The 24,627-nt window shown below is 50.2% G+C and carries 20 protein-coding genes; 6 read left to right on the top strand and 14 right to left on the bottom strand.

Features of this window, described 5'->3' with window-relative positions; translation table 11 throughout:
* Positions 1 to 3,638 (bottom strand): retention module-containing protein (locus tag R9X49_RS22885; RefSeq protein ID WP_319850549.1); only part of this gene is annotated, 3,638 nt, incomplete at its 3' end.
* A gap of 390 nt (positions 3,639 to 4,028) precedes the next feature.
* Here R9X49_RS22885 and R9X49_RS22880 point away from each other — a divergent pair.
* The 3 genes from R9X49_RS22880 to R9X49_RS22870 all read left to right on the top strand — a co-directional run bounded on the left by R9X49_RS22880 (position 4,029) and on the right by R9X49_RS22870 (position 9,097).
* Positions 4,029 to 5,381 (top strand): TolC family outer membrane protein, encoded by a 1,353-nt coding sequence (locus R9X49_RS22880; RefSeq protein WP_319850547.1) that lies wholly within the window; start codon positions 4,029 to 4,031, stop codon positions 5,379 to 5,381.
* Between the two features lie 79 nt (positions 5,382 to 5,460).
* Positions 5,461 to 7,749, top strand: coding sequence for a type I secretion system permease/ATPase (locus R9X49_RS22875; RefSeq protein WP_319850546.1), 2,289 nt, complete (start codon positions 5,461 to 5,463; stop codon positions 7,747 to 7,749).
* Positions 7,736 to 9,097 carry an HlyD family type I secretion periplasmic adaptor subunit gene (locus tag R9X49_RS22870; RefSeq protein ID WP_319850545.1) on the top strand — a complete coding sequence of 454 codons (1,362 nt, stop codon included), beginning with the start codon at positions 7,736 to 7,738 and terminating at the stop codon, positions 9,095 to 9,097. The genes R9X49_RS22875 and R9X49_RS22870 overlap by 14 nt, the downstream gene beginning before the upstream one ends.
* A gap of 43 nt (positions 9,098 to 9,140) precedes the next feature.
* On the opposite strand, the gene R9X49_RS22865 is transcribed toward R9X49_RS22870, so the two are convergent.
* Both R9X49_RS22865 and pdeH read right to left on the bottom strand, forming a co-directional pair.
* Entirely contained in the window at positions 9,141 to 10,655 is a 1,515-nt protein-coding gene (locus R9X49_RS22865; RefSeq protein WP_319850544.1) for a bifunctional diguanylate cyclase/phosphodiesterase, read from the bottom strand.
* Between the two features lie 787 nt (positions 10,656 to 11,442).
* Complete coding sequence (gene pdeH / locus R9X49_RS22860) at positions 11,443 to 12,234, bottom strand: cyclic-guanylate-specific phosphodiesterase (RefSeq protein WP_319850543.1); 792 nt, start codon at positions 12,232 to 12,234, stop codon at positions 11,443 to 11,445.
* Positions 12,235 to 12,703: 469 nt separating this feature from the next.
* Here pdeH and R9X49_RS22855 point away from each other — a divergent pair, with 469 nt between their 5' ends.
* On the top strand, positions 12,704 to 12,964 hold the full coding sequence (locus tag R9X49_RS22855) for a YfhL family 4Fe-4S dicluster ferredoxin (RefSeq protein WP_180743920.1): 261 nt from the start codon (positions 12,704 to 12,706) through the stop codon (positions 12,962 to 12,964).
* Positions 12,965 to 12,982: 18 nt separating this feature from the next.
* Here the strand turns inward: R9X49_RS22855 and acpS are convergent, their stop codons facing one another.
* The 7 genes from acpS to lepA all read right to left on the bottom strand — a co-directional run bounded on the left by acpS (position 12,983) and on the right by lepA (position 19,595).
* Positions 12,983 to 13,363 (bottom strand): holo-ACP synthase, encoded by a 381-nt coding sequence (acpS, locus tag R9X49_RS22850; protein ID WP_015841240.1) that lies wholly within the window; start codon positions 13,361 to 13,363, stop codon positions 12,983 to 12,985.
* Positions 13,363 to 14,094, bottom strand: a complete 732-nt coding sequence (gene pdxJ / locus R9X49_RS22845; protein ID WP_319850542.1) for a pyridoxine 5'-phosphate synthase — start codon at positions 14,092 to 14,094, stop codon at positions 13,363 to 13,365. Before pdxJ ends, acpS begins: the two co-directional genes overlap by 1 nt.
* A gap of 80 nt (positions 14,095 to 14,174) precedes the next feature.
* Entirely contained in the window at positions 14,175 to 14,912 is a 738-nt protein-coding gene (recO, locus tag R9X49_RS22840) for a DNA repair protein RecO (RefSeq protein WP_319850541.1), read from the bottom strand.
* A gap of 11 nt (positions 14,913 to 14,923) precedes the next feature.
* The gene (gene era / locus R9X49_RS22835) at positions 14,924 to 15,829 is read right to left on the bottom strand and encodes a GTPase Era (protein WP_015841243.1); all 906 of its coding nucleotides are present in this window, start codon (positions 15,827 to 15,829) and stop codon (positions 14,924 to 14,926) included.
* Positions 15,826 to 16,506, bottom strand: coding sequence for a ribonuclease III (rnc, locus tag R9X49_RS22830; protein ID WP_010280465.1), 681 nt, complete (start codon positions 16,504 to 16,506; stop codon positions 15,826 to 15,828). The genes era and rnc overlap by 4 nt, the downstream gene beginning before the upstream one ends.
* A gap of 307 nt (positions 16,507 to 16,813) precedes the next feature.
* Positions 16,814 to 17,779, bottom strand: coding sequence for a signal peptidase I (lepB, locus tag R9X49_RS22825; RefSeq protein WP_319850540.1), 966 nt, complete (start codon positions 17,777 to 17,779; stop codon positions 16,814 to 16,816).
* Positions 17,780 to 17,795: 16 nt separating this feature from the next.
* Positions 17,796 to 19,595 (bottom strand): translation elongation factor 4, encoded by a 1,800-nt coding sequence (gene lepA, locus R9X49_RS22820; protein ID WP_015841245.1) that lies wholly within the window; start codon positions 19,593 to 19,595, stop codon positions 17,796 to 17,798.
* Between lepA and R9X49_RS22815 the strand changes: the two genes are divergently transcribed.
* Positions 19,587 to 19,799 (top strand): hypothetical protein, encoded by a 213-nt coding sequence (locus tag R9X49_RS22815; protein WP_039284410.1) that lies wholly within the window; start codon positions 19,587 to 19,589, stop codon positions 19,797 to 19,799. The genes lepA and R9X49_RS22815 overlap by 9 nt on opposite strands.
* 122 nt (positions 19,800 to 19,921) lie before the next feature.
* Here the strand turns inward: R9X49_RS22815 and rseC are convergent, their stop codons facing one another.
* Genes rseC through rpoE form a run of 4 tightly spaced genes read right to left on the bottom strand, consistent with a single transcriptional unit; the run spans position 19,922 to position 22,615 of the window.
* Positions 19,922 to 20,374: a SoxR-reducing system protein RseC gene (rseC, locus tag R9X49_RS22810; protein ID WP_319850539.1), complete on the bottom strand. Its 453-nt coding sequence runs from the start codon at positions 20,372 to 20,374 to the stop codon at positions 19,922 to 19,924.
* On the bottom strand, positions 20,371 to 21,333 hold the full coding sequence (rseB, locus tag R9X49_RS22805) for a sigma-E factor regulatory protein RseB (RefSeq protein WP_319850538.1): 963 nt from the start codon (positions 21,331 to 21,333) through the stop codon (positions 20,371 to 20,373). Before rseB ends, rseC begins: the two co-directional genes overlap by 4 nt.
* Positions 21,333 to 21,980, bottom strand: coding sequence for an anti-sigma-E factor RseA (rseA, locus tag R9X49_RS22800; RefSeq protein ID WP_319850537.1), 648 nt, complete (start codon positions 21,978 to 21,980; stop codon positions 21,333 to 21,335). The genes rseB and rseA overlap by 1 nt, the downstream gene beginning before the upstream one ends.
* A gap of 59 nt (positions 21,981 to 22,039) precedes the next feature.
* Positions 22,040 to 22,615 carry an RNA polymerase sigma factor RpoE gene (gene rpoE, locus R9X49_RS22795; RefSeq protein WP_005973561.1) on the bottom strand — a complete coding sequence of 192 codons (576 nt, stop codon included), beginning with the start codon at positions 22,613 to 22,615 and terminating at the stop codon, positions 22,040 to 22,042.
* Positions 22,616 to 23,025: 410 nt separating this feature from the next.
* Between rpoE and nadB the strand changes: the two genes are divergently transcribed.
* Positions 23,026 to 24,627: an L-aspartate oxidase gene (nadB, locus tag R9X49_RS22790; RefSeq protein ID WP_319850536.1), complete on the top strand. Its 1,602-nt coding sequence runs from the start codon at positions 23,026 to 23,028 to the stop codon at positions 24,625 to 24,627.

Below are 24,627 nucleotides of genomic sequence, written 5' to 3'. Positions count from 1 at the left end.
CTGGTGACGTTATCGATAGTAATCGACGCCGTTGGTGCGACCGTATCCACGCCGTAAGCGTGGCTGGCATTCGCCGTCGTGACATTGCCCGCGGTATCACGTGTAGTGACCGTGGCATTCACATCGCCATTGGCAGCCAGTACGGAGCCGGGAACATTCACACTCCAGGTTTTGCCATCCGCATTCACCGTCGTCTGGTAGGTCTCGGTACCGACCTTAACGGTCACCGCATCACCCGCTTTCACGTCGTTATCAACTTTACCCGTCACCACAATGGTCTGGCCGGATTCAGCCGCATTGATGACGTTATCGGACGTGACGTTATCGATAGTAATCGAGGCAGTTGGTGCGACGGTGTCTACACCGTAGGCATGAGTAGTATTGGCCGTGGTGACGTTGCCTGCCGCATCGCGCGTGGTGACCGTCGCGCCCACATCACCATTGGCGGCCAGCACGGAACCGGGAACATTCACGCTCCAGGTTTTGCCGTCCGCATTCACCGTGGTCTGGTAGGTCTCGGTGCCGACTTTAACGGTAACCGCATCGCCCGCTTTCACGTCGTTATCAACTTTACCGGTCACCGCAATGGTCTGGCCGGACTCGGCCGCATTGATGACATTGTCGGACGTGACGTTATCGATAGTAATCGATGCCGTTGGTGCAACGGTGTCCACGCCATAAGCATGAGTGGTATTCGCGGTGGTGACGTTACCTGCGGCGTCACGCGTGGTGACCGTGGCACTCACATCACCGTTGGCGGCCAGCACCGATCCCGGCACGTTCACGCTCCAGGTTTTGCCGTCCGCATTCACCGTCGTCTGGTAGGTCTCGGTCCCGACTTTCACCGTAACCGCATCACCCGCTTTGACGTCGTTATCAACTTTACCCGTCACCGCAATGGTCTGCCCGGACTCGGTCGCGTTAATCACGTTATCGCTGGTGACATTGTCGATAGATATCGATGCCACAGGCGCAACGGTGTCTACACCGTAGGCATGAGTAGTATCGGCTGTAGTGACGTTGCCTGCCGCATCGCGCGTGGTGACTGTCGCACTCACATCGCCATTGGCAGCCAGTACAGCGCCCGGCACATTCACGCTCCAGGTTTTGCCATCGGCATTCACCGTCGTCTGGTAGGTCTCGGTACCGACTTTAACGGTAACCGCATCGCCGGCTTTAACTTCATCGCCTACCTTGCCAGTAACCGCTATCGTCTGGCCTGACTCAGCAGCGTTAATCACGTTATCGGACGTCACATCATCGATTGTAATCGACGCGGTTGGTGCCACCGTATCGACACCGTAAGCGTGAGAAGTATTCGCCGTGGTGACATTGCCTGCCGCATCGCGCGTGGTGACGGTAGCACTCACATCGCCATTGGCGGCCAGCACAGCGCCGGGAACGTTCACGCTCCAGGTTTTGCCGTCCGCATTGACGGTGGTCTGGTAGGTCTCGGTACCGACTTTGACGGTAACCGCATCGCCGGCTTTCACATCGTTATCGACTTTACCGGTGACGGCTATCGTCTGCCCGGATTCGGCCGCATTAATCACGTTATCGCTGGTGACATTGTCGATAGATATCGATGCCGTTGGTGCAACCGTATCGACACCGTAAGCATGAGTCGTATCGACGGTGGTGACGTTACCTGCTGGATCGCGTGTGGTGACGGTAGCGCTCACATCACCATTGGCCGCCAGTACGGCGCCCGGCACATTGACGCTCCAGGTTTTGCCGTCCGCATTGACGGTGGTCTGGTAGGTCTCGGTACCGACTTTAACGGTAACCGCATCACCCGCTTTGACGTCGTTATCGACTTTACCGGTCACCGCAATGGTCTGACCGGATTCAGCGGCGTTGATGACGTTATCCGACGTCACATCATCGATAGTAATTGAGGCGGTTGGCGCAACGGTGTCCACGCCGTAGGCATGAGTAGTATTGGCGGTAGTGACATTGCCCGCGGTGTCACGTGTCGTCACCGTCGCGCTCACATCGCCATTGGCGGCTAATACAGAACCCGGCACATTCACGCTCCAGGTTTTACCGTCGGCATTCACCGTGGTCTGGTAGGTCTCGGTGCCGACTTTTACCGTAACCGCATCACCCGCTTTGACGTCATTATCCACCTTACCGGTGACGGCTATCGTCTGGCCGGATTCACTGGCATTGATGACGTTATCGCTGGTGACATTGTCGATAGATATCGATGCCGTTGGTGCAACCGTATCGACACCGTAAGCGTGACTGGTATTGGCCGTGGTAACGTTGCCTGCGGTATCACGTGTAGTGACCGTGGCATTGATATCGCCGTTAGCCGCCAGTACCGAGCCCGGCACGTTGACGCTCCAGGTTTTGCCATCGGCATTCACTGTCGTCTGGTAGGTCTCGGTACCGATTTTAACGGTAACCGCATCGCCCGCCTTCACGTCATTATCCACTTTACCGGTGACCGCAATGGTCTGCCCGGATTCAGCCGCATTAATCACGTTATCGGACGTGACGTTATCGATAGTAATCGAGGCGGTTGGTGCAACCGTATCGACACCATAAGTATGACTAGTGTTTGCCGTCGTAACGTTGCCTGCGGTATCACGTGTAGTGACCGTGGCATTGATATCGCCGTTAGCCGCCAGTACCGAGCCCGGCACGTTGACGCTCCAGGTTTTGCCATCGGCATTCACTGTCGTCTGGTAGGTCTCGGTACCGATTTTAACGGTCACCGCATCGCCCGCCTTCACGTCATTATCCACTTTACCGGTGACCGCAATGGTCTGGCCGGATTCGGCGGCGTTAATCACGTTATCCGACGTGACATCATCAATTGAAATTGAGGCAACAGGAGGCAGAGTATCGACCGTGACCGCTTCACTTCCGCCCGTTCCTGGAATGCCTGCGGCATCGGTGTAGCTGCCGTCGGGAATGCTGACCCGAACTTCACCCTCAAAATTGGCGGCAGGCGTTAATGTCGCCGTCCAGCGAGTGGGATCGTTAGGATCCTGCACCAGATTCGTTACTGAGCCGTTTGTTACGGTGATATCAGTGAGGTCAAAACCAACAGGCGGTTTTGTAAAAACGAAACTTATTGTGCCGTCACTGTTTATGGCAATGGTGACAGAGGGAGGAGTGGTATCAGTGGTATCCGCGGCGGCAGTCAGCAACGTGGATGAATCGACCCCATCCAGAACGGATGAGGCTCTGTCAGCAAACGATAAGCCCGCGGTATCATACCCAATCGGGGTAGTAACCACCTCGGCCGTCAAGTTCAGAACGACGGTTGGATTGAAATGCCCGCCGCCGCCGTCACCTGCTTCTCCGGTGTCTTCATTACCTGCGGCAGTGGCTTCCAGCACCTGTGTTGGGTCGGCACCCTGAGCGATAGCATCTTGTATCGCGGCGACATCATTGGCGACATCCGCACTGCTCTGAGAAGACGCATTGCTGACATCGCTCCAGCGGCTATCGCGCCCCAGATCCAATGTTTTGCCATCCGGTAATGTGATTGAAACCGCGCCATTAGCGCCGGTCACGACCTCTTCGCCGCTGTAAACCCGATCGCCGGCAACCAGCAGTCTCTGGCTTCCATCAAGCGCGACGATAAAAACCTGTCCAATAACGAATTTAATGACGCCAATCACACCGTTCAAAATACTTTCTCCTTGATATCTATAATTATTTTTATAATGTGGCGATATTGCGGCTATAGATTTTTGCTATCATCCTGATAAGGTTGATTTGCTGTGTGTCGTCCTGACATTTTATTAAAAAAAGCGTTACGATAGTGTTGTCGTGATGCGTCAAACGCTTGACTCAATGCACGATATAATAAAAAATTCAGAATATTCTTTCCAGAACTTTACTCATTTAGAGTAACCCCTATTTTTTTCTCTTCGGGCGCTTCAGGGAAAGAAATTAACATATTGATATAAAAGGAATAAAAGCAAATCAATTCGTTAAGCGTTTATATAACACTCAAACACTTTAATAGGAATAATCACAAATAAAGTTTTTGTGAAGGAAAACTGCTGATGATGCGTAGATACCATTTTGCTTTATTACCTTTTATTACCGTTTTTTCCACAGCGACGTATGCCGAGACGATCCAGGAAGCCATTAAAAGCACGCTCTATACACACCCCGAAGTGAGCGCATCCATTAACAGTCGTTTTTCTGCCGAGCATGATTTACGCGCAGCAAAAGGCGGATATCTTCCCTCCATCACGCTGAGTGCAGGCGTTGGCCGCGAAGAAACTGATACCCCCTCAACACGCGCCAGCATCAATAAGCGCGTTGAACTCAGCCGTCAGGAGTCGAGCATCAATCTAAGCCAGACAGTGTTTGACGGTTTCGCCACCTCAAGCGAGGTTGGTAGACAACGCGCCACGGTCAATTCACGCGCCTATAAAGTATTAAATACCAGCGAGTCGACGGCGTTAGATACGGTTCAAGTCTATCTCAATGTTCTGCAACGCCAGGAATTTGTTCGTCTGGCGGAAGCCAACCTTGCAAGCCACGAGCGCATTTACGATCAAATCAGGCTGCGTAGCGAACAAGGCGTTGGCCGACTGGCCGATTTGGATCAGGCCGAAGCACGTCTTGCGCAAGCTCGTAACAACGTGCTGACAGAACAAACCAATCTGGACGATGCCAAAATCAACTACATGAGCATTGTGGGTAAAGTACCGGATAATTTGGTGATGCCCGATGCTTCTGCGATAAAACTCCCCGCCTCGCTGGAGGAAGCCCAGCGCATCATGCTGGCTAACAGCCCAGCGCTGAAATCCGCAGAGTCAGATATTGAAGCCACGCAGCAGCAATATGAGGCTTCAAAGTCAACGTTTTACCCACGCCTCAACGTTGAACTCTCTCGTACGATGGATAACAACGTTGACGGAACGCGCGGCCAAAACAATGAGTGGCAGGCAATGTTGCGGATGCGCTACAACCTGTATGAAGGCGGTAGCAGCAAGGCCAACATGGAATCAAAAGCCTATCAGGTAAAAGAAGCGCAGGATGTGCGAAACAATGCCCTGCGTTTACTGGGCGAAGAGCTAAAGTTAGCCTGGTCAGCGTTAAACAATTCGCGCCAACAACTGCCGATCGCCGCCGAATATGCCGACCGCAGTATGAAAGTACGCACTGCCTATCAGAAGCAGTTTGGCCTGGGGGAAAGAACGCTGTTGGACCTGCTGGACAGTGAAAACGAACTGTTCACCGCACAACGCCGTCTGGTCGAGGTTCGCTTCACCTCTCTCTATACCGAATACCGGATCGCATCACGTATGGGAGAGCTATTAAATCGTTTGGCGATCCCAGCGCCTGATGCCGGTACCAGTTTGACAAACGTAACCACCCACGCAGAGTTGCCGAGCCTTAATTAATATATTTCATTGGTCAGACGGCGATAAATTATGGTTTATATGCGAGGGAATTGCGTTGCGTAAGGGAACGTTCCGTTAAATGAAGTTGCATTCAGTACAAGAGGCTCATGGTTCTGATCAATCAGTTGCCCAGGAGTCTATCGTCCATGAACCTACTGTTGTTCATGAATCGACGGCTGTTCAGGAGCCACCTGTCGCCCATGAACCCAGCGTTCATGAAACCAGCGCTCATGAAAATAATAGTGACCCGCGCAGCCGTCATGATGACCCGTTATTGGATAGTTTACTGATCCTCTGTGCCTTGCAGGGGAAATCGGTCAGCCGTACCACACTCACCGCCGGGCTCCCCTTAGCCAACCAGCGGCTATCTGTAAAACTGCTTCCAAGAGCCGCTGCGCGCGCAGGGCTGCAAGGGCGCGTTCTCAAGCGTTCTCTGAATAAAATTTCCGAGATGTCACTCCCTGCGATGTTGCTGTTACGGGAAGGACGCGCGGCGATTCTGCTAGGCTGGAATGCTGACGGCAGCGCACGCCTGATGCCCAGCGAAACAGAAGGCGGGGAAATTTCCGTTGAGCACAACACGCTGCAACAGAATTATCTGGGTCTGGTGATGTTCGCCCAGCCTCGTCACCAGTTCGATCTGCAAAATCCGTCGCTGATCCCCCGAACCAAATCCTGGTTCAAGGATACGCTTAAGCTTTCACGTTCGCTCTATCTCGACGCCATCCTCGCCACGCTGCTGGTGAACATTATCGCGCTGGCTACGCCGCTGTTCGTGATGAATGTCTACGATCGGGTTGTGCCCAATCAGGCCACGGCGACATTGTGGGTGCTGGCTATCGGCGTTACTGGCGCTTTTGTTTTCGATTTAATACTCAAAACGCTACGCGGCATTTGCCTTGATATGGCGGGCAAAAAAACCGATCTGATTATTTCTGCCACGCTATTTGAACGCATTACCGGTATGTCGATGAAGGCCCGGCCACCGCGGGTTGGTAGCTTTGCGCAGAATATTCATGAATTTCAATCGCTCAGAGATTTCCTTTCCTCACTGACGCTGACGACGCTGATCGATTTTCCTTTTACGCTGCTTCTGCTGTTGGTTATCGGTATCATCGGCGGCCCGCTGGTCTGGGTTTCCATTCTGGCCTACCCTGTCGCCCTGCTGGCGAGTTGGGCGATGCAAAAGCCGCTGTCCGCCACTATTGAAAAAACAATGCACCTTGCCAGCGAACGGCAGGCTACGCTGATCGAAACGTTGAGCTGCCTCGATGCAATCAAGGTCAATAACGCGGAAAGTGAACGCCAGCACCAATGGGAGCAAACCATTGGTAGCCTGAGCAAACTGGAAATGCGGGCCAAGGCGCTGTCTTCACTGGCGGTAAACCTGACGCAGTGGTTCCAGCAATTTGCCGGCGTTGCCATGATTGTCGTCGGCGTCTACATGCTGATTAACGGCAAGCTCAGTATGGGTGGGCTAATTGCCTGTTACATGCTGAACGGCAGAGCGCTTATGCCATTGGGCCAACTGTCTGGCCTGGTTAGCCGTTACCAGCAGGCGCGTTTGACGATGCAAACCACCGAACAGATGATGCAGTTGCCGCAAGAGCGTAGCGATAACGAACGCCCGTTGAAGCGCGAGAGCATCCGAGGCGGTATCGAATTTCGCGATGTGACGTTCAATTACCCAGAGCAAAAAACCAGTTCGCTGCAAGGCATCAGCCTGACCATCGCTCCCGGCGAGAAAGTGGGCGTTATTGGCCGCAGTGGTTCAGGAAAAAGCTCGCTGCAAAAACTGATCGTGAACCTCTATCAGCCTAATACCGGTAATATTCTGATCGACGGTGTCGATGCCCGTCAGTTGGATGTCAGCGATTTACGCCACAACATCGGCTATGTTCCCCAAGATATTCAGCTATTTAGTGGTTCACTGCGCAATAACCTGATTAGCGGCGCACGCTATGTCGAAGACGAAGCGATGTTGCGAGCCGCGGAGATTTCAGGAGTGAACGAGTTTGCTCGCCTACACCCGGATGGTTATAACCTTCAGGTTGGCGAACGCGGCCAACAACTCTCTGGCGGGCAGCGTCAGGCTGTCGCGATAGCCAGAGCGCTGTTGCTCGATCCGCCGATTCTGGTGCTGGATGAACCCACCAGTTCGATGGATAACACCAGTGAAGATCGGTTGAAGCAGGCTCTGGCCCCCGTAATTGCGGAGAAAACGCTCTTACTGGTTACCCATCGGGTTTCCATGCTGGCACTGGTCGATCGTTTAGTGATCGTCGATAAAGGTAAAATTATCGCGGATGGACCGAAAGCGATCGTGATGGATGCGTTGAAGAAGGGGCAGATCAATGCGTCTCGGTAAATATATCAAGCGAATCAAACGGTATTTTGTCGGCGGAGATGAAGAAAGCCTGCAAACGATGCCTGAAGTGAGCCGTGCAATGGCCGAGGATTCGCCACGTTCTATTCGCTTCACGCTATGGGCTATTGGCGCTTTTTTCCTGTTTTTCATCCTGTGGGCTGGGCTGGCGAATATCGATGAAGTCACCCGGGGTGACGGTAAAGCCATCCCCTCTTCCCGATTGCAAAAAGTCCAAAACCTGGAAGGCGGCATTGTCACGGAAGTGTTCATTCGTGAAGGTCAGGTTGTTAATGCAGGCGATCCTTTGCTACGCCTTGATGATACGCGTTTTGCTTCCAACGTCGGTGAAACCGAGGCCGATCGGCTTGCACTGCTATCACGCATTGAGCGCCTGAACGCAGAAATCAACGATCGGGAGCTCGTGCTTTCAGAAGAAATTACGACGCAAGCGCCTAAAATCGCAGCAGGAGAAAAAGAGCTTTATAACAGCCGCCGCCAGCAGCTCCACAATGAGGTGTCCGGTCTGGAAGAGCAGTTGATCCAGCGCCGCCAGGAACTGAGAGATTTCTCTGCTAAGGAAATTCAGTTCCGCAATAGTCTGGGCCTGCTCCAACAAGAAATTAAAATGTCAGAACCGCTGATCGCGGAAGGTGCCATTTCTAAAGTAGAAGTTTTACGCCTGCGTCGCGCAGAAGTCGAAACCCGTGGCCAGCTTGATTCCATCAAGCTCTCGATTCCGCGGGCGGAGTCTGCGATTAAAGAGAGCGAGAATAAAATAGAGGAAACGCGTAGCCGTTATAAAAGCGAGGCGTTATCTCAGCTAAGTGAAGCACAAACCAACCTGAACAAAATCGAAGCCACGGGTAAAGCACTCGAAGACCGGGTAAACCGAACGCTAGTCGTCTCCCCTGTTCGCGGTATCGTGCAGCAGGTTCTGGTGAATACCATCGGTGGAGTGATTCAACCGGGTAGCGATCTGGTGGAGATTGTGCCACTGGACGACAACCTGCTGGTAGAAGCCAGAATTCGTCCACAGGATATTGCGTTTTTGCACCCAGGTCAGGATGCCGTAATAAAATTAACGGCCTATGACTACACCATCTATGGCGGCTTAAAAGGCCAGTTGGAACAAATCAGCCCGGACACAGTAACCGATAAAGAAGGGAACAGCTTTTATATTATTCGTTTACGGACTGATAGAAATTATTTAGGCTCAGCCGATAAACCGCTTCTTATCATTCCAGGCATGGTGGCCTCTGTTGATATAATAACGGGAAAGAAAACGATCCTCAGCTATTTGTTAAAGCCGATTATTCGGGCAAAAGCAGAAGCCTTACGAGAAAGATAATAAAAAAGGCGCTCAACAGAGCGCCTTTTTTCTATTCCATTTATCAATGATCGTTCATATTGTGATAAATCTGAGTTTGACTGCGTCCCATTGCTTTAGCCTGATACATGGCAGAATCGGCATTAATTGCCAATGTCAGGGAGTCAGTCCCATGTTCCGGATACAACGCAATACCGATACTGCATGATATATCCAGCGTTTTCCCATCGATCTCAAAAGGCTTGTTCAAGGCGTTATGGATTTTATCTGCAACATAAAGCGTATTGTCAATTTCCTTAATACCCTGAAGCAGAATAATAAATTCGTCACCGCTGCGGCGATATACCGTATCCGAATCGCGAACCGCACCGCGCATACGCGCCGCCGCTTCTTTCAAGAGCAAATCGCCAACAGCATGTCCGAACGAGTCGTTTATCTGTTTAAATTTATCGAGATCCAGGAACATCAGCGCGATTTTCCTGCCCGTTTGTTTGGATAACAGAATCGCCTGTTCCATTTGCTCGGCAAACGTCAGGCCATTAGCCAATGACGTTAATGAGTCATAGTGCGCCAGTTGACGATAGTGTTCCTCGCTGCGCCGCAGCATATCAATGGCATGATATCGCTCTATGGCGATCGCAATCAGCTGTGCCGATTTCTCAATAGAGAAGATTTCCTCTTCGGTCGGGACATACACTTTTCGATGGTAAACGCTTAAAACACCTAATATTTCTTTGTTTTGACCGATGATAGGTTCAGACCAGCAGGAACGTAGCCCGGCATATAGTGCGAGCCCTTTATATAACGACCAATGCGGATGAACAGAAATATCGTCAGCAATTACACGCTTTCCGGTATAGGCAGCGGTACCAAAAGAAGCCACACCATCGGCAATTTTCACATTGTGAATGGCATTTTTATAAAAGCCCGGCAAACTCGGCGCCGATCCAAGCGTCAGACATTTTTTGTCTTTATCGACCAGCAGAACAGAGCAAACGATACGGCCAGGATTCTTTTCTTCGACGCTGAAAATGATCGCATCCAGAATATCTTTCAGCGGCGCGCCGCTTGATAACAACTCCAGCGCGCGATTGTATGAATTATCATGATGTTCCTGCGATTTTCGTTCTGTGATATCTAACTTAATACCAACATACTGGGTTGTGTTACTCGCCTTATTATATATTTTAACGATATTGGCCTTTTCCCAATACAACTGTCCATCTTTACGCCGGTTAACGAACTCACCACTCCAAACATTACCTTTATTTATGGTAGACCACAGATCTTCATAGACGCTGGCGTTAGTCATACCCGAGTTTAATATATTCGTTTTTTTGCCGATAACCTCATCCGGCATATAGCCTGACATGGTAATAAACTGACGATTGACGTAAATAATTTCACAATTTTCATCTGCGATCATAATTGAAGCAGGACTATATTCCATCGCAAAGAAAGTCATGTTGAGAAAATCTTGTTTCTTCTGCTCTGTTCTAAACTTTTGTTTAATTTTTCTATTTTTTACAGAAGAAAACAATAACAATAGTAATAGTAGGGTTATTATAATTTCATACACAATAACACTCTCCTCAGGCCCGAGTGGTCCTGATCGTACAAATCACAACGCTGATGACGAAAAATCCCGGTAACAAACCCCTACCCCATCGATTTTCGGGACTGGTGCATTTCCGGAGAGCAGAAAGGATGAAAGAAAAAACGCTCCATGAAGCAGGAGTATTTAGAAACATAGCAACGTCAGCATAAAGCCCTCGCATATGACTGTGCGCAGATAAAAACAACAAATTCAAAAGAGTATCTTAATTTAATAGTAGTAATTGTTCGGGTTATAAGCTTCTCTAATGGAATAAAAGAATATTCCTAAGGGTACATGGCGATATATTTTGAACATCAATTTTTTGTAAGCAAATCAATTATACCAATAAGTATCATTGTTTTAATCAACAAAATCTATCACAAAATGATTTTTGATCGTTAACAGTAAACATTATATTTTTTTACCATTAAAAATCAAATAATTAAAAGAAAAAAATAAAATCATTAACGCAAGCGTTTGATTATATATGTCATAATTTGATGCAAAATCAGCAGTCCCTCTCTTTATCGTTCCCTTGAAATTAAACACTGCCATAACAAATAAAACAAGAATTAAACAACAAAAATAAAACAAAATGCAGCATTACACGTTGTAAACCAGAGGAAAACGCTGAGTAGCTGAAGAGGCGATATTTTGTACGACAATGACATATTAGGAAATATAATGAATGAATATGGCGGGAAAGAATGGCAGGGCATATAACAGTACATTAATACAAAAAGTGATAGCCTAAACAACAGGTTACCACCTAAAGTTCGAGTTTCAGCGCCTCAAAGTTCTCAAATGGCTGAGGGCGCGAAAGATAGTACCCTTGGGCGGCGTAAGCATGCGATGCCTGAACAATTGCCCACTCCTCCTTAGTTTCGATCCCCTCAATCACAACATAGTTGCAAAAACGCGATAGCAAGGCGATCAGCGCAGGAAACACAGTCTGCCCTTCGCCACTCTGTTGCAGGAGAATAAAGAGCTCACGCGCCACTTTAATGCAATCGTACTGAGCCAGCATCAGTGATGAAAAATTCGCCATGCCACAGCCGAAATCATCCAACCACAGTGTTTGCGCTTCAGGGAGCTTGGTTAATATTTCCTTTGGCAACCCTCCCTGATTTTCGACCATTTCAAAACGAATCCAGGGCATTGCCGCGATCAGGCGTTTGGCTTCAAGATTATTTTGCAGCGCCAGTAGCGTCATGCCATCAATATTGACGGAGGCAAAAAGATCGTCGCGAGTAAATCGGAAACTCCACTCAGATAAAAGTTGCAGTTGTTCTACAATAATTAACAGACGGGTTTCAACATCAATATTTGCGAAGTATTTTTCAGGAGAGATGAATTTTTGCGGCAGGGTAGGAGAAAAAACGGAAGTCAGTAGCTCAATAGCCATTAATTTACCTGATGTTCGATAAATTGGCTGAAAAGTATACCGCCGTTGACATTTATGCCAGTAATCAGCGCTTAATGACTCCTCGCTTCCCTGTTGGAAAAATCCTGCCCCAACCTGATTAAGATGACCTTCCTGCTGCACTATGAGTTCCGCCATTAAACTGACACTATTAGTTATAAAATTATATCATACGGACATGCACCGTCATCGACTCTCCAGATGCAAACTTCATCGGCAATACCGATTAAATCAATGTCCATGATATTACAAAAATAAGTGGTTCAATATCACAACTAAATTTATTTAAATTGTAAATCAATAAATTAAAACCCAAGAAACACAGTCGCACTGGCTGATTCATACAGTCTAAAGCATACGGATGAAACCAATTTAACGAACAGATGGTAATTTTACCCTGTAACCTCACTATTTATGCAGCCAATAAGCGACATGCTGAGGGCTCCTGAAAACACGCAAAACCCACCACCACCCGCTCGGAAAAAAGGCACGTCAAAAGCAACCGAAACCGATTCGGCAGTATATTCTCCATCAATGACGGTTACGCGTGTTTAAACGAGCCCCAACGGGTATAATCTGCGCCCTGTTTGTAAGGTAGAAGAACATCATGGCGTTACTCATCACCCATAAATGCATCAACTGTGACATGTGTGAACCCGAGTGTCCTAATCAGGCCATCTCCATGGGCATGGACATTTATGAAATTGATACCACTCGCTGTACGGAGTGCGTTGGCCACTATGACACACCGACGTGTCAGAAAGTCTGTCCGATCGACAACACGATCGTTAAAGATCCAAACCATGTTGAGGGTAATGAGCAACTGTGGGAAAAATATGTGCTCATGCACCATGCCGACAGGATTTAAGCATCCGATTCAGGACAATCAGCTTTCGACAATCACCGTCGCACAGGCATAGCGTCTTTCGTCAGCCAGCGTCACATGGACGTGTCTGACGCCCATCTGTTCAGCCAGCTCTGCCGCTTTAGCAAAAAATCGCAGACAGGGTTTGCCCAGTTCGTCATTAAAAACTTCAAACTGGTTGAACGCGAGCCCGTTACGAATTCCGGTACCGAAAGCTTTTGCCGCCGCCTCTTTCACGGCAAAGCGCTTGGCGAGGAAGCGGACAGGTTGCTGATGCTGCTGATAATGCGCCCATTCAGCATCCGTCAGAACGCGGCGAGCTAATCGCTCGCCTGAACGTTCAATCACCGCTTCAATACGAGCAATTTCGACAATGTCCGTTCCGAGCCCAAGAATCGCCATCAGCGACGCGCTTCCCGCATCAGACTCTTCATTTCAGCAACGGCATCCTTCAGTCCGCTCATCACCGCACGTCCGATAATCGCATGCCCGATATTTAATTCATGCATTTCCGGCAGCGCCGCAATCGGCTGAACGTTATGGTACGTCAAACCATGGCCGGCATTGACTTTCAGCCCCTTCGCCGCAGCATAAGTCGCCGCATCACGAATGCGCTCAAACTCATGTTGACGGGCTTCATCATCTGACGCATCGGCATACGCGCCGGTATGAATTTCGATATAAGGTGCACCGCTGGCAACGGCGGCATCAATTTGCCCTTTATCCGCATCAATAAAGAGTGAAACCAATATGTTAGCCTGGCTGAGTCGAGCAACCGCGTTATTGATTTTTTCCTGCTGCCCCGCGACGTCCAGCCCGCCTTCTGTTGTCACTTCCTGGCGTTTTTCCGGCACCAGACAGCAAAAGTGCGGCTTTACCTCACAGGCAATATTCAGCATTTCTTCCGTGACAGCCATTTCAAGGTTCATGCGAGTTTGGAGCGTTTCTCTTAGGATCCTCACATCACGATCCGTGATATGGCGACGATCTTCACGTAAGTGCACCGTGATGCCGTCCGCTCCCGCCTGCTCAGCGACAAAAGCCGCCTGAACAGGATCGGGATACGTCGTTCCACGCGCATTACGCAGCGTTGCAATGTGATCGATGTTAACGCCAAGCAGCAATTCAGCCATGATAAATCCTCGGTAAAGTCATGCACGTTACGTGGCAGTTTACACCGATGTCACAGCGTCAGGGTACAGAGGAGGTGGGATTATTTATCAGAAGACGTGGGTTTGGACAAATTAGCAGCAGGAACAAACTGGCGGAACAGTTCACGACTTTTCAGCGGTTTTCCCCCCAGATACGGCTTTAACGCGATACGAGTGAAACGCTTTGCCGCCTTCAGTGTACCGCTGTCAGGAAATTCACGCGATGCCAGCGAACGTAACTCGTGCCCGGTAAAACTTTTATTATCGACCACCAGGCTGGCAATAAAACCCCTTTCCTCTCGATATTGATAGGTCATGGTATCTGCCACAGGTTCACCGCTACCGGCACAATGGAGGAAATCAACGCCGTATCCCAGATAGCCCAGCAACGCTAACTCAAAGCGTCTTAATGCCGGTTCAGGGGATGCATCCTGTGCAGCAAGATGTTGTAAACAGTGGAGATAATCGAAGAAAAGAGCGGAGTAGTTGGTTTCATGTTCCAGCACACGAGACAGCAGCTCGTTAACGTATAAACCGCTATAAAGCATCGTGCCCGTTAGCGGCAGCGCAAGCGAAACAGGCTCGGCGCTGCGTAACGTTTTCACTTCTCCCCGACCACTCCAGCGCACCAGCAGCGGAGTGAAAGGCTGCAAACAGCCTTTCAGGCTAGAGCGACGGGCTCGCGCACCTTTGGCAAGCACGCGAACGCGGCCATCGCTTTCGCTAAACAGATCCAGCAATAAGCTGGTTTCACTATAAGGTCGCCCATGTAAGACAAATGCGCGCTGCCAGCCTTCCATCGGCGCGAACCTTACAGGTCTTCGCTATAACCCAGGCTGCGCAGGGCACGTTCGTCATCTGCCCAGCCGGATTTCACTTTAACCCACAGCTCAAGGTGCACTTTGGCCTCGAACATCTCTTCCATATCCTGGCGAGACTCGATACCAATGGTTTTAATTTTGGCACCCTTGTTACCTATGACCATCTTCTTCTGGCCTTCACGCTCAACCAGAATCAGGCCGTTGATGTCATAACCGCCGCGCTCGTTAGTCACGAAACGCTCGATTTCGACCGTTACGGAATACGGCAATTCTTCACCCAGGAAGCGCATCAGTTTTTCACGGATAATTTCCGATGCCATAAAGCGCTGTGAACGATCGGTAATGTAATCTTCCGGGAAGTGATGCGTTGCCTGCGGTAAGTGCTTACGCACAATGCTGGCAATCGTATCGACATTCGTGCCCTTCTCGGCAGAGATCGGAACGACGTCAAGGAAGTCCATCTGCTGACTGAGGAACTGGATATGCGGCAGCAGCTTGGTTTTATCCGTGACGTTATCGACTTTATTGATCGCTAGCAGCACGGGGAGTTTTTGATCGCGCAGCTTATTCAATACCATTTCATCGTCGTCGTTCCAGTGTGTACCTTCGACAACGAAAATGATCAGCTCAACGTCACCAATTGAACTGCTGGCAGCGCGGTTCATCAGGCGGTTAATCGCCCGTTTTTCTTCAATGTGCAATCCCGGCGTATCCACATAAATAGCCTGATAAGGCCCTTCAGTGTGAATACCCATGATGCGGTGCCGCGTCGTCTGGGGCTTACGTGACGTAATGGAGATCTTCTGCCCCAGTAATTGATTCAATAACGTCGATTTACCGACGTTTGGTCGACCAACAATCGCGATAAAACCGCAGTGTGTCTGTACTTCGCTCATTCAAGCTCCAGTTTTTTCAACGCTTGTTCAGCCGCAGCCTGTTCGGCTTTACGACGGCTCGATCCTGTACCAATGACCGACTCGCTAAAGCCGCTCACCTGACAGTGGATAGTAAACTCCTGATCGTGTGCTTCCCCACGAACCTGCACCACCAGATAGGTCGGCAGAGGTAAGTGACGCCCTTGCAGAAACTCCTGCAACCGCGTTTTCGGATCTTTTTGCTTATCGCCGGGACTGATTTCATCCAGACGCGTTTGATACCAGTTCAGAATCAAACGTTCGATGGTCTGAATATCGCTGTCGAGGAAAATGCCGCCGATCAGCGCTTCAACCGTATCAGCCAGAATTGATTCCCGACGGAAACCACCGCTCTTTAATTCACCAGGACCGAGGCGTAGGCACTCTCCCAGTTCAAATTCACGTGCGATTTCCGCCAGCGTATTTCCCCGTACCAGCGTCGCCCGCATCCGGCTCATATCCCCTTCATCAACCTTGGGGAAACGATGATACAGCGCATTGGCGATCACAAAACTCAGGATGGAATCACCCAGGAATTCGAGTCTTTCATTGTGCTTGCTGCTGGCGCTACGATGCGTCAACGCCTGTAACAAAAGCTCGTACTGCTGAAAAGTATAGCCCAGCTTTCTTTGTAAACGATTTATCAGGATGGGATTCATGTGTTACCAATAGATCAACGATGCGTCAAAAACAGCAGCATACGGAACAGCCCTGCTTACCAATTCGGTCAAAACTGTTTCGTTTGCATTGGCTCCCGCGAGGGAGCCTGCCTTTCTGCCCATCATACTTCGCGTTGCCTGTCCGTTAGCGTTGTGCAAACGGACACATTTTGCTCTGCAACTCGCATTATTTAGGGCATGTTCTTTTAAAAAGAGCGTTTCAAAAAATATTCTACAACGGACAGCATCAGAATGCTGCCTGTATCTTATTTTGGTGAATGCTTACTTTGGTTAATGCTTACTTTGGTTAATGAATACCGCCGATGCGACTCAAGCGTACGCCGGTAGGCCATTCACCTTCCTGTTTCTCAAAACTCATCCAGATAGCGGTGGCTTTACCGACCAGATTTCTCTCCGGCACAAAGCCCCAGTAGCGACTATCCAGACTGTTGTCGCGGTTATCACCCATCATGAAGTAGTTCCCTGCGGGAACAACCCATGTTGCAAGCTGCTGCTGCGATTGCTGGTAATAACCACCGAGCTGATCCTGCTGGCCCGGCACCAGGAGAATATTATGCGTGACATTGCCCAGTGACTCTTTGCGTGTGCCCATGCGGACGCCATCCACGCTATTGTCATTAGCCGGAACCTGATAAAAACCGCTGCGCGATTCCAATCCCGGTTGGTTAAAGGTCTGAACAAAATCGCTAGGCTGTACGTTACTGTATGTGACCGCCAGTGCCGTATCGCACGCCTGTTGTCCCTGACAGGATGGACGAATCGTCACCTGCTTGGTCATCGGGTTATAGCTGACGCGATCGCCCGGTACGCCCACCACACGTTTGATGAAGTCCACTTTAGGATCGGACGGATATTTAAACACAACCACGTCGCCACGCTTCGGGTGCCCCGTTTCGATCAGCGTTTTCTGCGTGAAGGGTTCTTTAATGCCATAGGCAAATTTTTCCACCAGAATAAAATCACCGATCAACAGCGTCGGCATCATCGAACCAGATGGAATTTGAAACGGCTCATAAATGAAGGAGCGCACAACCAATACCAAAGCCACTACCGGGAATACGGAGGCGATCGTTTCAATCCAACCGGGTTGTTGAATGACTTTCGATGAAACCGCGCCATCAGCCAGATCGGCACCGCTCATGGCGGCAAACTTTTTCCGGCGAGCAGGTGCCCAGACAAAGCGCTCTAAACACCAGACAATCCCCGTGACCAGCGTCACCAATGCCAGAATTACGGCAAACATATTGGCCATGCCAACTCCTCAGAATTTATTTACTGTCTTTGCCGACGTGCAGAATTGCCAGAAACGCTTCTTGCGGCAGCTCGACGTTGCCGACCTGCTTCATACGTTTCTTACCGTCTTTCTGTTTCTGCAACAGTTTCTTCTTACGGCTGACGTCACCACCATAACACTTGGCCAGTACGTTTTTACGCAATTGCTTAACCGTAGAGCGCGCAATAATGTGGTTACCAATCGCAGCCTGAATCGCGATATCAAACTGCTGACGAGGAATCAGATCTTTCATTTTTTCGACCAGTTCACGGCCACGATATTGTGAATTATCGCGGTGCGTGATCAGCGCCAATGCATCCACACGTTCGTTGTTGATCAACACATCAACACGCACCATGTCTGATGTCTGGAAGCGCTTGAAGCTGTAATCCAGCGATGCATAGCCACGAGACGTTGATTTCAGGCGGTCAAAGAAATCAAGCACCACTTCAGCCATCGGAATTTCATAGGTCAGCGCAACCTGATTACCGTGGTACACCATGTTCGTCTGCACGCCGCGCTTCTCGATACAAAGCGTAATCACGTTGCCCAGATATTCCTGAGGCAGCAGCATGTGACATTCGGCAATCGGTTCGCGCAGTTCCTGAATATTATTCAGCGGCGGCAGCTTGGACGGGCTATCGACATAAACGGTTTCTTTGGCCGTCGTCTCAACTTCATACACCACCGTCGGTGCCGTGGTGATCAGATCCAGGTCGTATTCACGTTCCAGACGTTCCTGAATGATCTCCATGTGCAGCAGACCCAGGAAGCCGCAGCGGAAGCCGAAGCCCAGCGCGGTAGAACTTTCTGGTTCATAGAACAGAGAGGCATCGTTGAGGCTTAGTTTGCCCAACGCATCGCGGAATGACTCATAGTCATCAGAGCTAATCGGGAACAGACCGGCATAAACCTGCGGTTTGACTTTCTTGAAGCCCGGCAGCGCTTTTTCAGCGGGTTGACGAGCCAGCGTCAGGGTATCCCCTACCGGAGCACCCAAAATATCTTTGATGGCGCACACCAGCCAGCCTACTTCGCCGCAGTTCAAGACATCACGGTCGATCTGCTTCGGTGTAAAAATACCAAGGCGGTCAGCGTTATAAACCTGACCGGTACTCATCACCTTAATTTTGTCACCTTTACGCATCGTGCCGTTTTTGATACGAACCAACGACACAACGCCAAGGTAGTTATCAAACCAAGAGTCGATAATGAGCGCCTGTAGCGGCTCATCAGGGCTACCTTCTGGCGGAGGAATATCACGCACCAGACGATCCAGAACATCCGGCACGCCAATCCCGGTTTTCGCGGAACAGCGCACGGCGTCGGTAGCATCAATGCCGACAATGTCTTCAATTTCCTGAGCGACACGATCCGGATCAGCAGCGGGCAGGTCGATTTTGTTCAGAACTGGCACCACTTCCAGATTCATATCCAGGGCGGTATAGCAGTTAGCCAGCGTTTGAGCTTCCACACCCTGCCCGGCGTCAACGACAAGCAGTGCGCCTTCGCAGGCAGCAAGCGAACGGGAAACTTCATAAGAGAAGTCAACGTGCCCCGGTGTATCGATGAAGTTTAACTGGTAGGTTTGGCCGTCCTGCGCTTTATAATCCAGCGTTACGCTTTGCGCTTTAATCGTTATTCCACGTTCACGTTCCAGATCCATGGAATCCAGAACCTGCGCAGCCATTTCACGCTCGGTCAAACCGCCGCAAATCTGGATAATGCGGTCAGATAACGTTGATTTACCGTGGTCGATATGGGCAATAATGGAGAAATTTCGTATATGCTTCATTATAAAAATTTTTCTACCTTGATATTCCTGAAATTCTTGCCGATGGGCATGCGCATAGGTGAAAACAGCAGCGATGTTATTCCACCTGAATCGCAGCATTCTACATGCGAGAGGCGTGAAAACCTAGTCATGTCCGGTGCATTCCCCTTGATTATGACGGTTTTATTTGGAATAGCAGAACAACAAGAGGAAAGCAGGAAGTAAAGTGTCATTACGTGGTAAACATCGTGTCGAAAAATCACAAACGTGTGAACAATCTACGTGTGGACAATCTACGTGTGGACAACGTTTCCGCACCGTGCGCCATTTACGCTCGGTTAAGCAGGTCAATTTTGTAAGAGAGTGCCAGGCAATGCAATTTGCAGGATAACGGGCTCATAACGCTTATTCTTACCCAGTCGCTTCGCCCAGCGCTTCACGCCGATAAACGCCAGCCCACCGCCCAGCAGTGCGCCAATAACGGCGGCCAGATCGGTGCCGAATAACGTTTGACAGATCGCCGCACCGATCAGTAACCCGACCAGCGGAACGAAGTAAACCAGAGCGGCAGAAAACAGCAGTCGTCCCTCAGAAATCCCCAATTCGACTTTTTGTCCGACTTCTAAAGGTCGATCGTAAGGGACATACAGCGTATTTTCGGCAGAAAGCCCAAGCTGACTTAATAAGCCAGTTCCACACGACGAACGGGATTTACAACTGCCGCACCCCGCGCTCGGCTCACACCGCAACTCTGCGATGCCATCCTGCCATGAAACCACTGTCGCCCACTCTTTGATCACGGTTGCCCCTTCAAAATAATGCTGTCAGCGACCCGTTTAGCCGTAGAAGGTGGAATATCTCCGACGACGGTAATTTCGCGGTTGCCTTTCATGACAGTATGAATGGAGCGTCGCCCCGTAAGCAGCGACTGTTCTTCACTCACATCAGAAGACGGACTAATGTTAATGGAAAAACTGAATAAACCATCGCTATACAGACGAGTTTCGATCGGAATGGACGAGCCTGGCAATACTTTTTTGTTGTGTGAAAGTTCTTTCATCCCAGCAGGCAACCATTCTGGCTCCCAGGTAAAATCACCTTTTTCCGCGGCAGGCGTGGGTAACACAGGAGGAAGTTTGATTCCTTCCAGCGGACGCATCACGCTAACCACATCATCATCAACAATCAGCGATGTCGTTAAGAACTGTTCCAACCGCTTGTCACCGTTGCGATCCTGTAAATCGATACGCAATGGAAGTTTCGATTCCGCATCAATCCACACCATATAGCTGTAGCGTGTGCCATCGCGTGAAATGACCCGAATTCCTGATGCCAGACGATCGGCAATACGCACCCGTCCGTCGGCAGGAATAAAGTCATAATAAGGCGATAGTTTCTGGAAATCGGCAAAGACCAAAGAAGGGAGAGAGTCAACGATATGATCGCTGGTAAGCGTAAATGGCTCAAAACCGGGATCGAAGTAGCTAACTTCATTACCACGCAGCACGATCTCGCGTCGCGGCCCGTCCATAAACAGCAGCTGCGCTAAGGAACGGTTGTTGACCACGGCATGACGATACCGTACCGACTCGAATCCTTGCAGGGTAATGTTGATAAAGGAAATTTCGTAATTCAGAGAACGAACTGCGCTGTTCATCTGTTGTAGCAACGCGCCCGGCTCAACATTCTGAGCCGGGGCGAAAGTAGAATAAAACAGACTGCCAATCAGAAAACAGGCGGCGGACCAAACACGCTTCATTACCGAGGCTGCGTTCCTAATGATTGAGTACCGGGAACCTGAATAGCCGCTTGCTGATCGTCCTGCGGCAGAGCGTGTTCGGCATGCAGCCGACGCTGTAATTCGTAGTCCTGCAAAATGGCGTTAAGGCGGTTGCGCTGCATATCGGACTTCTGCTGTCCGCTGTGAGGGGCAACATTTTCTGACGGCACGCCCAGGCTCACAGGAGAGGCGGTGCCCATAGCAGGTAAGGTACTGAACACGCCGGATTCCACAACATGTTCGGATGCATTGCCCTGCTGATAATTTTGTACGCCGACAATCACCGCTAAAGATACGCAGGCGGCGACACCGACTTGCGTCAGCTGACTGCCCCACGGGCGGATTTTGTGCCAGAACGGCATCTTCGTCCACTCGACAGGTTGTGGCTGGGATTCAGGCTGCGCTTGTGGAACCAGACGAACAGGTTCTTTTTCGATTGCGGCGGCAACGCGAGAAGCGATGTCCAGGTGAATCACGTTTTCACTGACATCACCACGCAACGCATCACGAATTAGATGATAACTTTGCCAACTTTGCTGCAACGCATCATCCCGTGACAATGCATTTAGCAGTTCGGAATCTACTGCTTCGCCATCCATTAAAGCGGAAAGTTTCTCTTTCTGCATACCGACACCCTTACCTTGTCAAATCCATCATTAGTCATGCGGATAGCTGAAAACGCTCGCTAGCGCTGAATAAGCGGTTGTACTTTATTATCAATCGCTTCCCGCGCCCGGAAAATACGAGAACGAACAGTGCCGACGGGACAATCCATAATCACGGCAATCTCTTCGTAGCTTAAACCGTCCAATTCGCGCAGCGTAATCGCTAAACGTAAATCTTCCGGCAAAGACTCGATAGTGCGGAAAACGATGCTTCGTAATTCCTCTGACAACATTAAATTCTCAGGGTTCGATATTTCTTTCAGTGCACCCGCATTTTCATAGTTTTCCGCGTCATTGGCATCAATGTCGCTGGAAGGCGGGCGTCGCCCCTGAGCTACCAGATAATTCTTGGCCGTATTCACTGCGATACGATACAGCCATGTATAAAACGCACTATCGCCGCGGAATGACTCTAACGCGCGATAGGCTTTAATAAACGATTCCTGTACCACGTCCGGCACGTCTCCCTGAGGAACATACCGCGATACCAGACTCGCTACCTTATGCTGATAACGAACGACCAACAAGTTAAACGATTTTTGATCGCCTTTTTGGACTCGCTCGACCAGAACCTGATCTGCCAGTTGCTCGCTCATCCGAGGTAATCTCTACTCAAACCGTTCTCCACGCGTAAAATAGTACTGCCAGCTATATAAGTCATGTTTAGAGCAAGCTCCTCATTAGAATCAAGACATCCAATAAAGTTCCACGTCATCGTTTTTCTTTTACTTAGCGCCGTTACTCGTCTTTGCGATGCGTATCATGACGCATTCTCTTCATCACACATTGTCTATATCAAACATTGTCTTCATCAAAAATGGTCGTCATCTGAGGCTCTACGCTCTTCTTCCGAGGATGATACGATAAATCTGGGGTATTCGCACGATTCCCCCTGTTCCGCTATTCGCTTATTTATAGCGTAGAGAGGGGGCTAAAAACCAATACAGCAACAACCATTGGGTGCTAACATCGGATTTCCTCTTCTTTTTGCATCCACGACACGACCATGCAAACGACCACTGAATACGTCTGTGATGTTTTAATCATTGGCAGCGGTGCTGCCGGGCTTTCACTGGCGCTGCGTCTGGCTTCTCAGGCTAACGTGACGGTATTAAGCAAAGGCCCACTCAACGAAGGCGCGACGTTTTATGCTCAAGGCGGCATCGCAGCCGTTTTCGATGAAACCGACACGATTGACTCCCATATCGAAGATACCCTGATCGCTGGCGATGGCCTGTGTGAACGGGAAGCCGTTGAGTTTATCGCCAGCAATGCCAAACACTGCGTGCAATGGCTTATCGAACAAGGCGTGCTATTCGATACCGAAACCAGCACCAGCGGTGAAGAACGCTATCACCTCACGCGCGAAGGTGGACATAGCCATCGTCGAATTCTGCATGCGGCAGATGCAACCGGAAAAGAAGTGGAAAACACCCTGGTGCAGAAAGCGCTATCCCATCCGAATATTCGGATTATGGAACGCTGCAACGCCGTCGATTTGATTACCTCAAATAAGCTGGGTTTGCCCGGTACGCGCCGTATTATCGGTGCTTATATCTGGAATCGTGAGCAGGAACGCGTCGAATCCTGTCGGGCAAAAACGGTAGTTCTGGCGACTGGCGGGGCGTCCAAAGTTTATCAATACACCACGAATCCTGATATTTCCTCTGGCGATGGCATCGCCATGGCCTGGCGCGCAGGTTGCCGCGTGGCGAATCTGGAATTCAATCAGTTTCACCCGACCTGTCTGTTCCACCCGCAGGCGCGAAATTTCCTGCTGACGGAAGCGCTGCGCGGTGAAGGTGCGTACCTTAAACGTCCTGACGGCACACGTTTTATGCCCGATTTCGATGCCAGAGGCGAACTGGCTCCGCGTGATGTGGTCGCCCGCGCAATTGACCATGAGATGAAACGGCTTGGCGCAGACTGCATGTATCTGGATATCAGCCACAAACCCGAAGCATTCATCAAACAGCACTTCCCTACCATCGATGAAAAGCTGCAATCTCTCGGCATCGATCTGACGCGTGAACCGATCCCCATCGTCCCTGCGGCACACTACACCTGCGGTGGCGTACTGGTCGATCAGCACGGCCGAACCGATCTTGACGGCCTGTATGCCATTGGCGAAGTCAGCTACACCGGATTGCACGGTGCAAACCGCATGGCATCCAACTCATTACTGGAGTGTCTGGTTTACGGCTGGTCAGCCGCGGAGGATATCTTGCAGCGCTTACCGCAAATCAAAGCGGTGAAAAAATTACCGGATTGGGATGAAAGCCAGGTCGACAACTCCGATGAACAGGTAGTGATCCAGCATAACTGGCACGAACTGCGCCTGTTTATGTGGGATTACGTTGGGATCGTGCGGACGACGAAGCGGTTGGAGCGAGCACAGCGCCGCATCCATCTGCTTCAGCAGGAAATCAATGAGTACTACGCCCACTTCCGTATTTCCAACAATCTGCTGGAGCTGCGTAATCTGGTGCAGGTCGCCGAACTCATCGTCCGCTGCGCACTGGAAAGAAAAGAAAGCCGCGGGCTGCACTATACCCTGGACTACCCAGAACAATTCGACATGCCAACGCCCACCATTCTGGTGCCGTAG

It is taken from the genome of Pectobacterium carotovorum, from assembly GCF_033898505.1.
Classification (GTDB): Bacteria; Pseudomonadota; Gammaproteobacteria; order Enterobacterales; family Enterobacteriaceae; genus Pectobacterium; species Pectobacterium carotovorum_J.
This window is presented reverse-complemented; position numbering and strand designations above follow the sequence as displayed.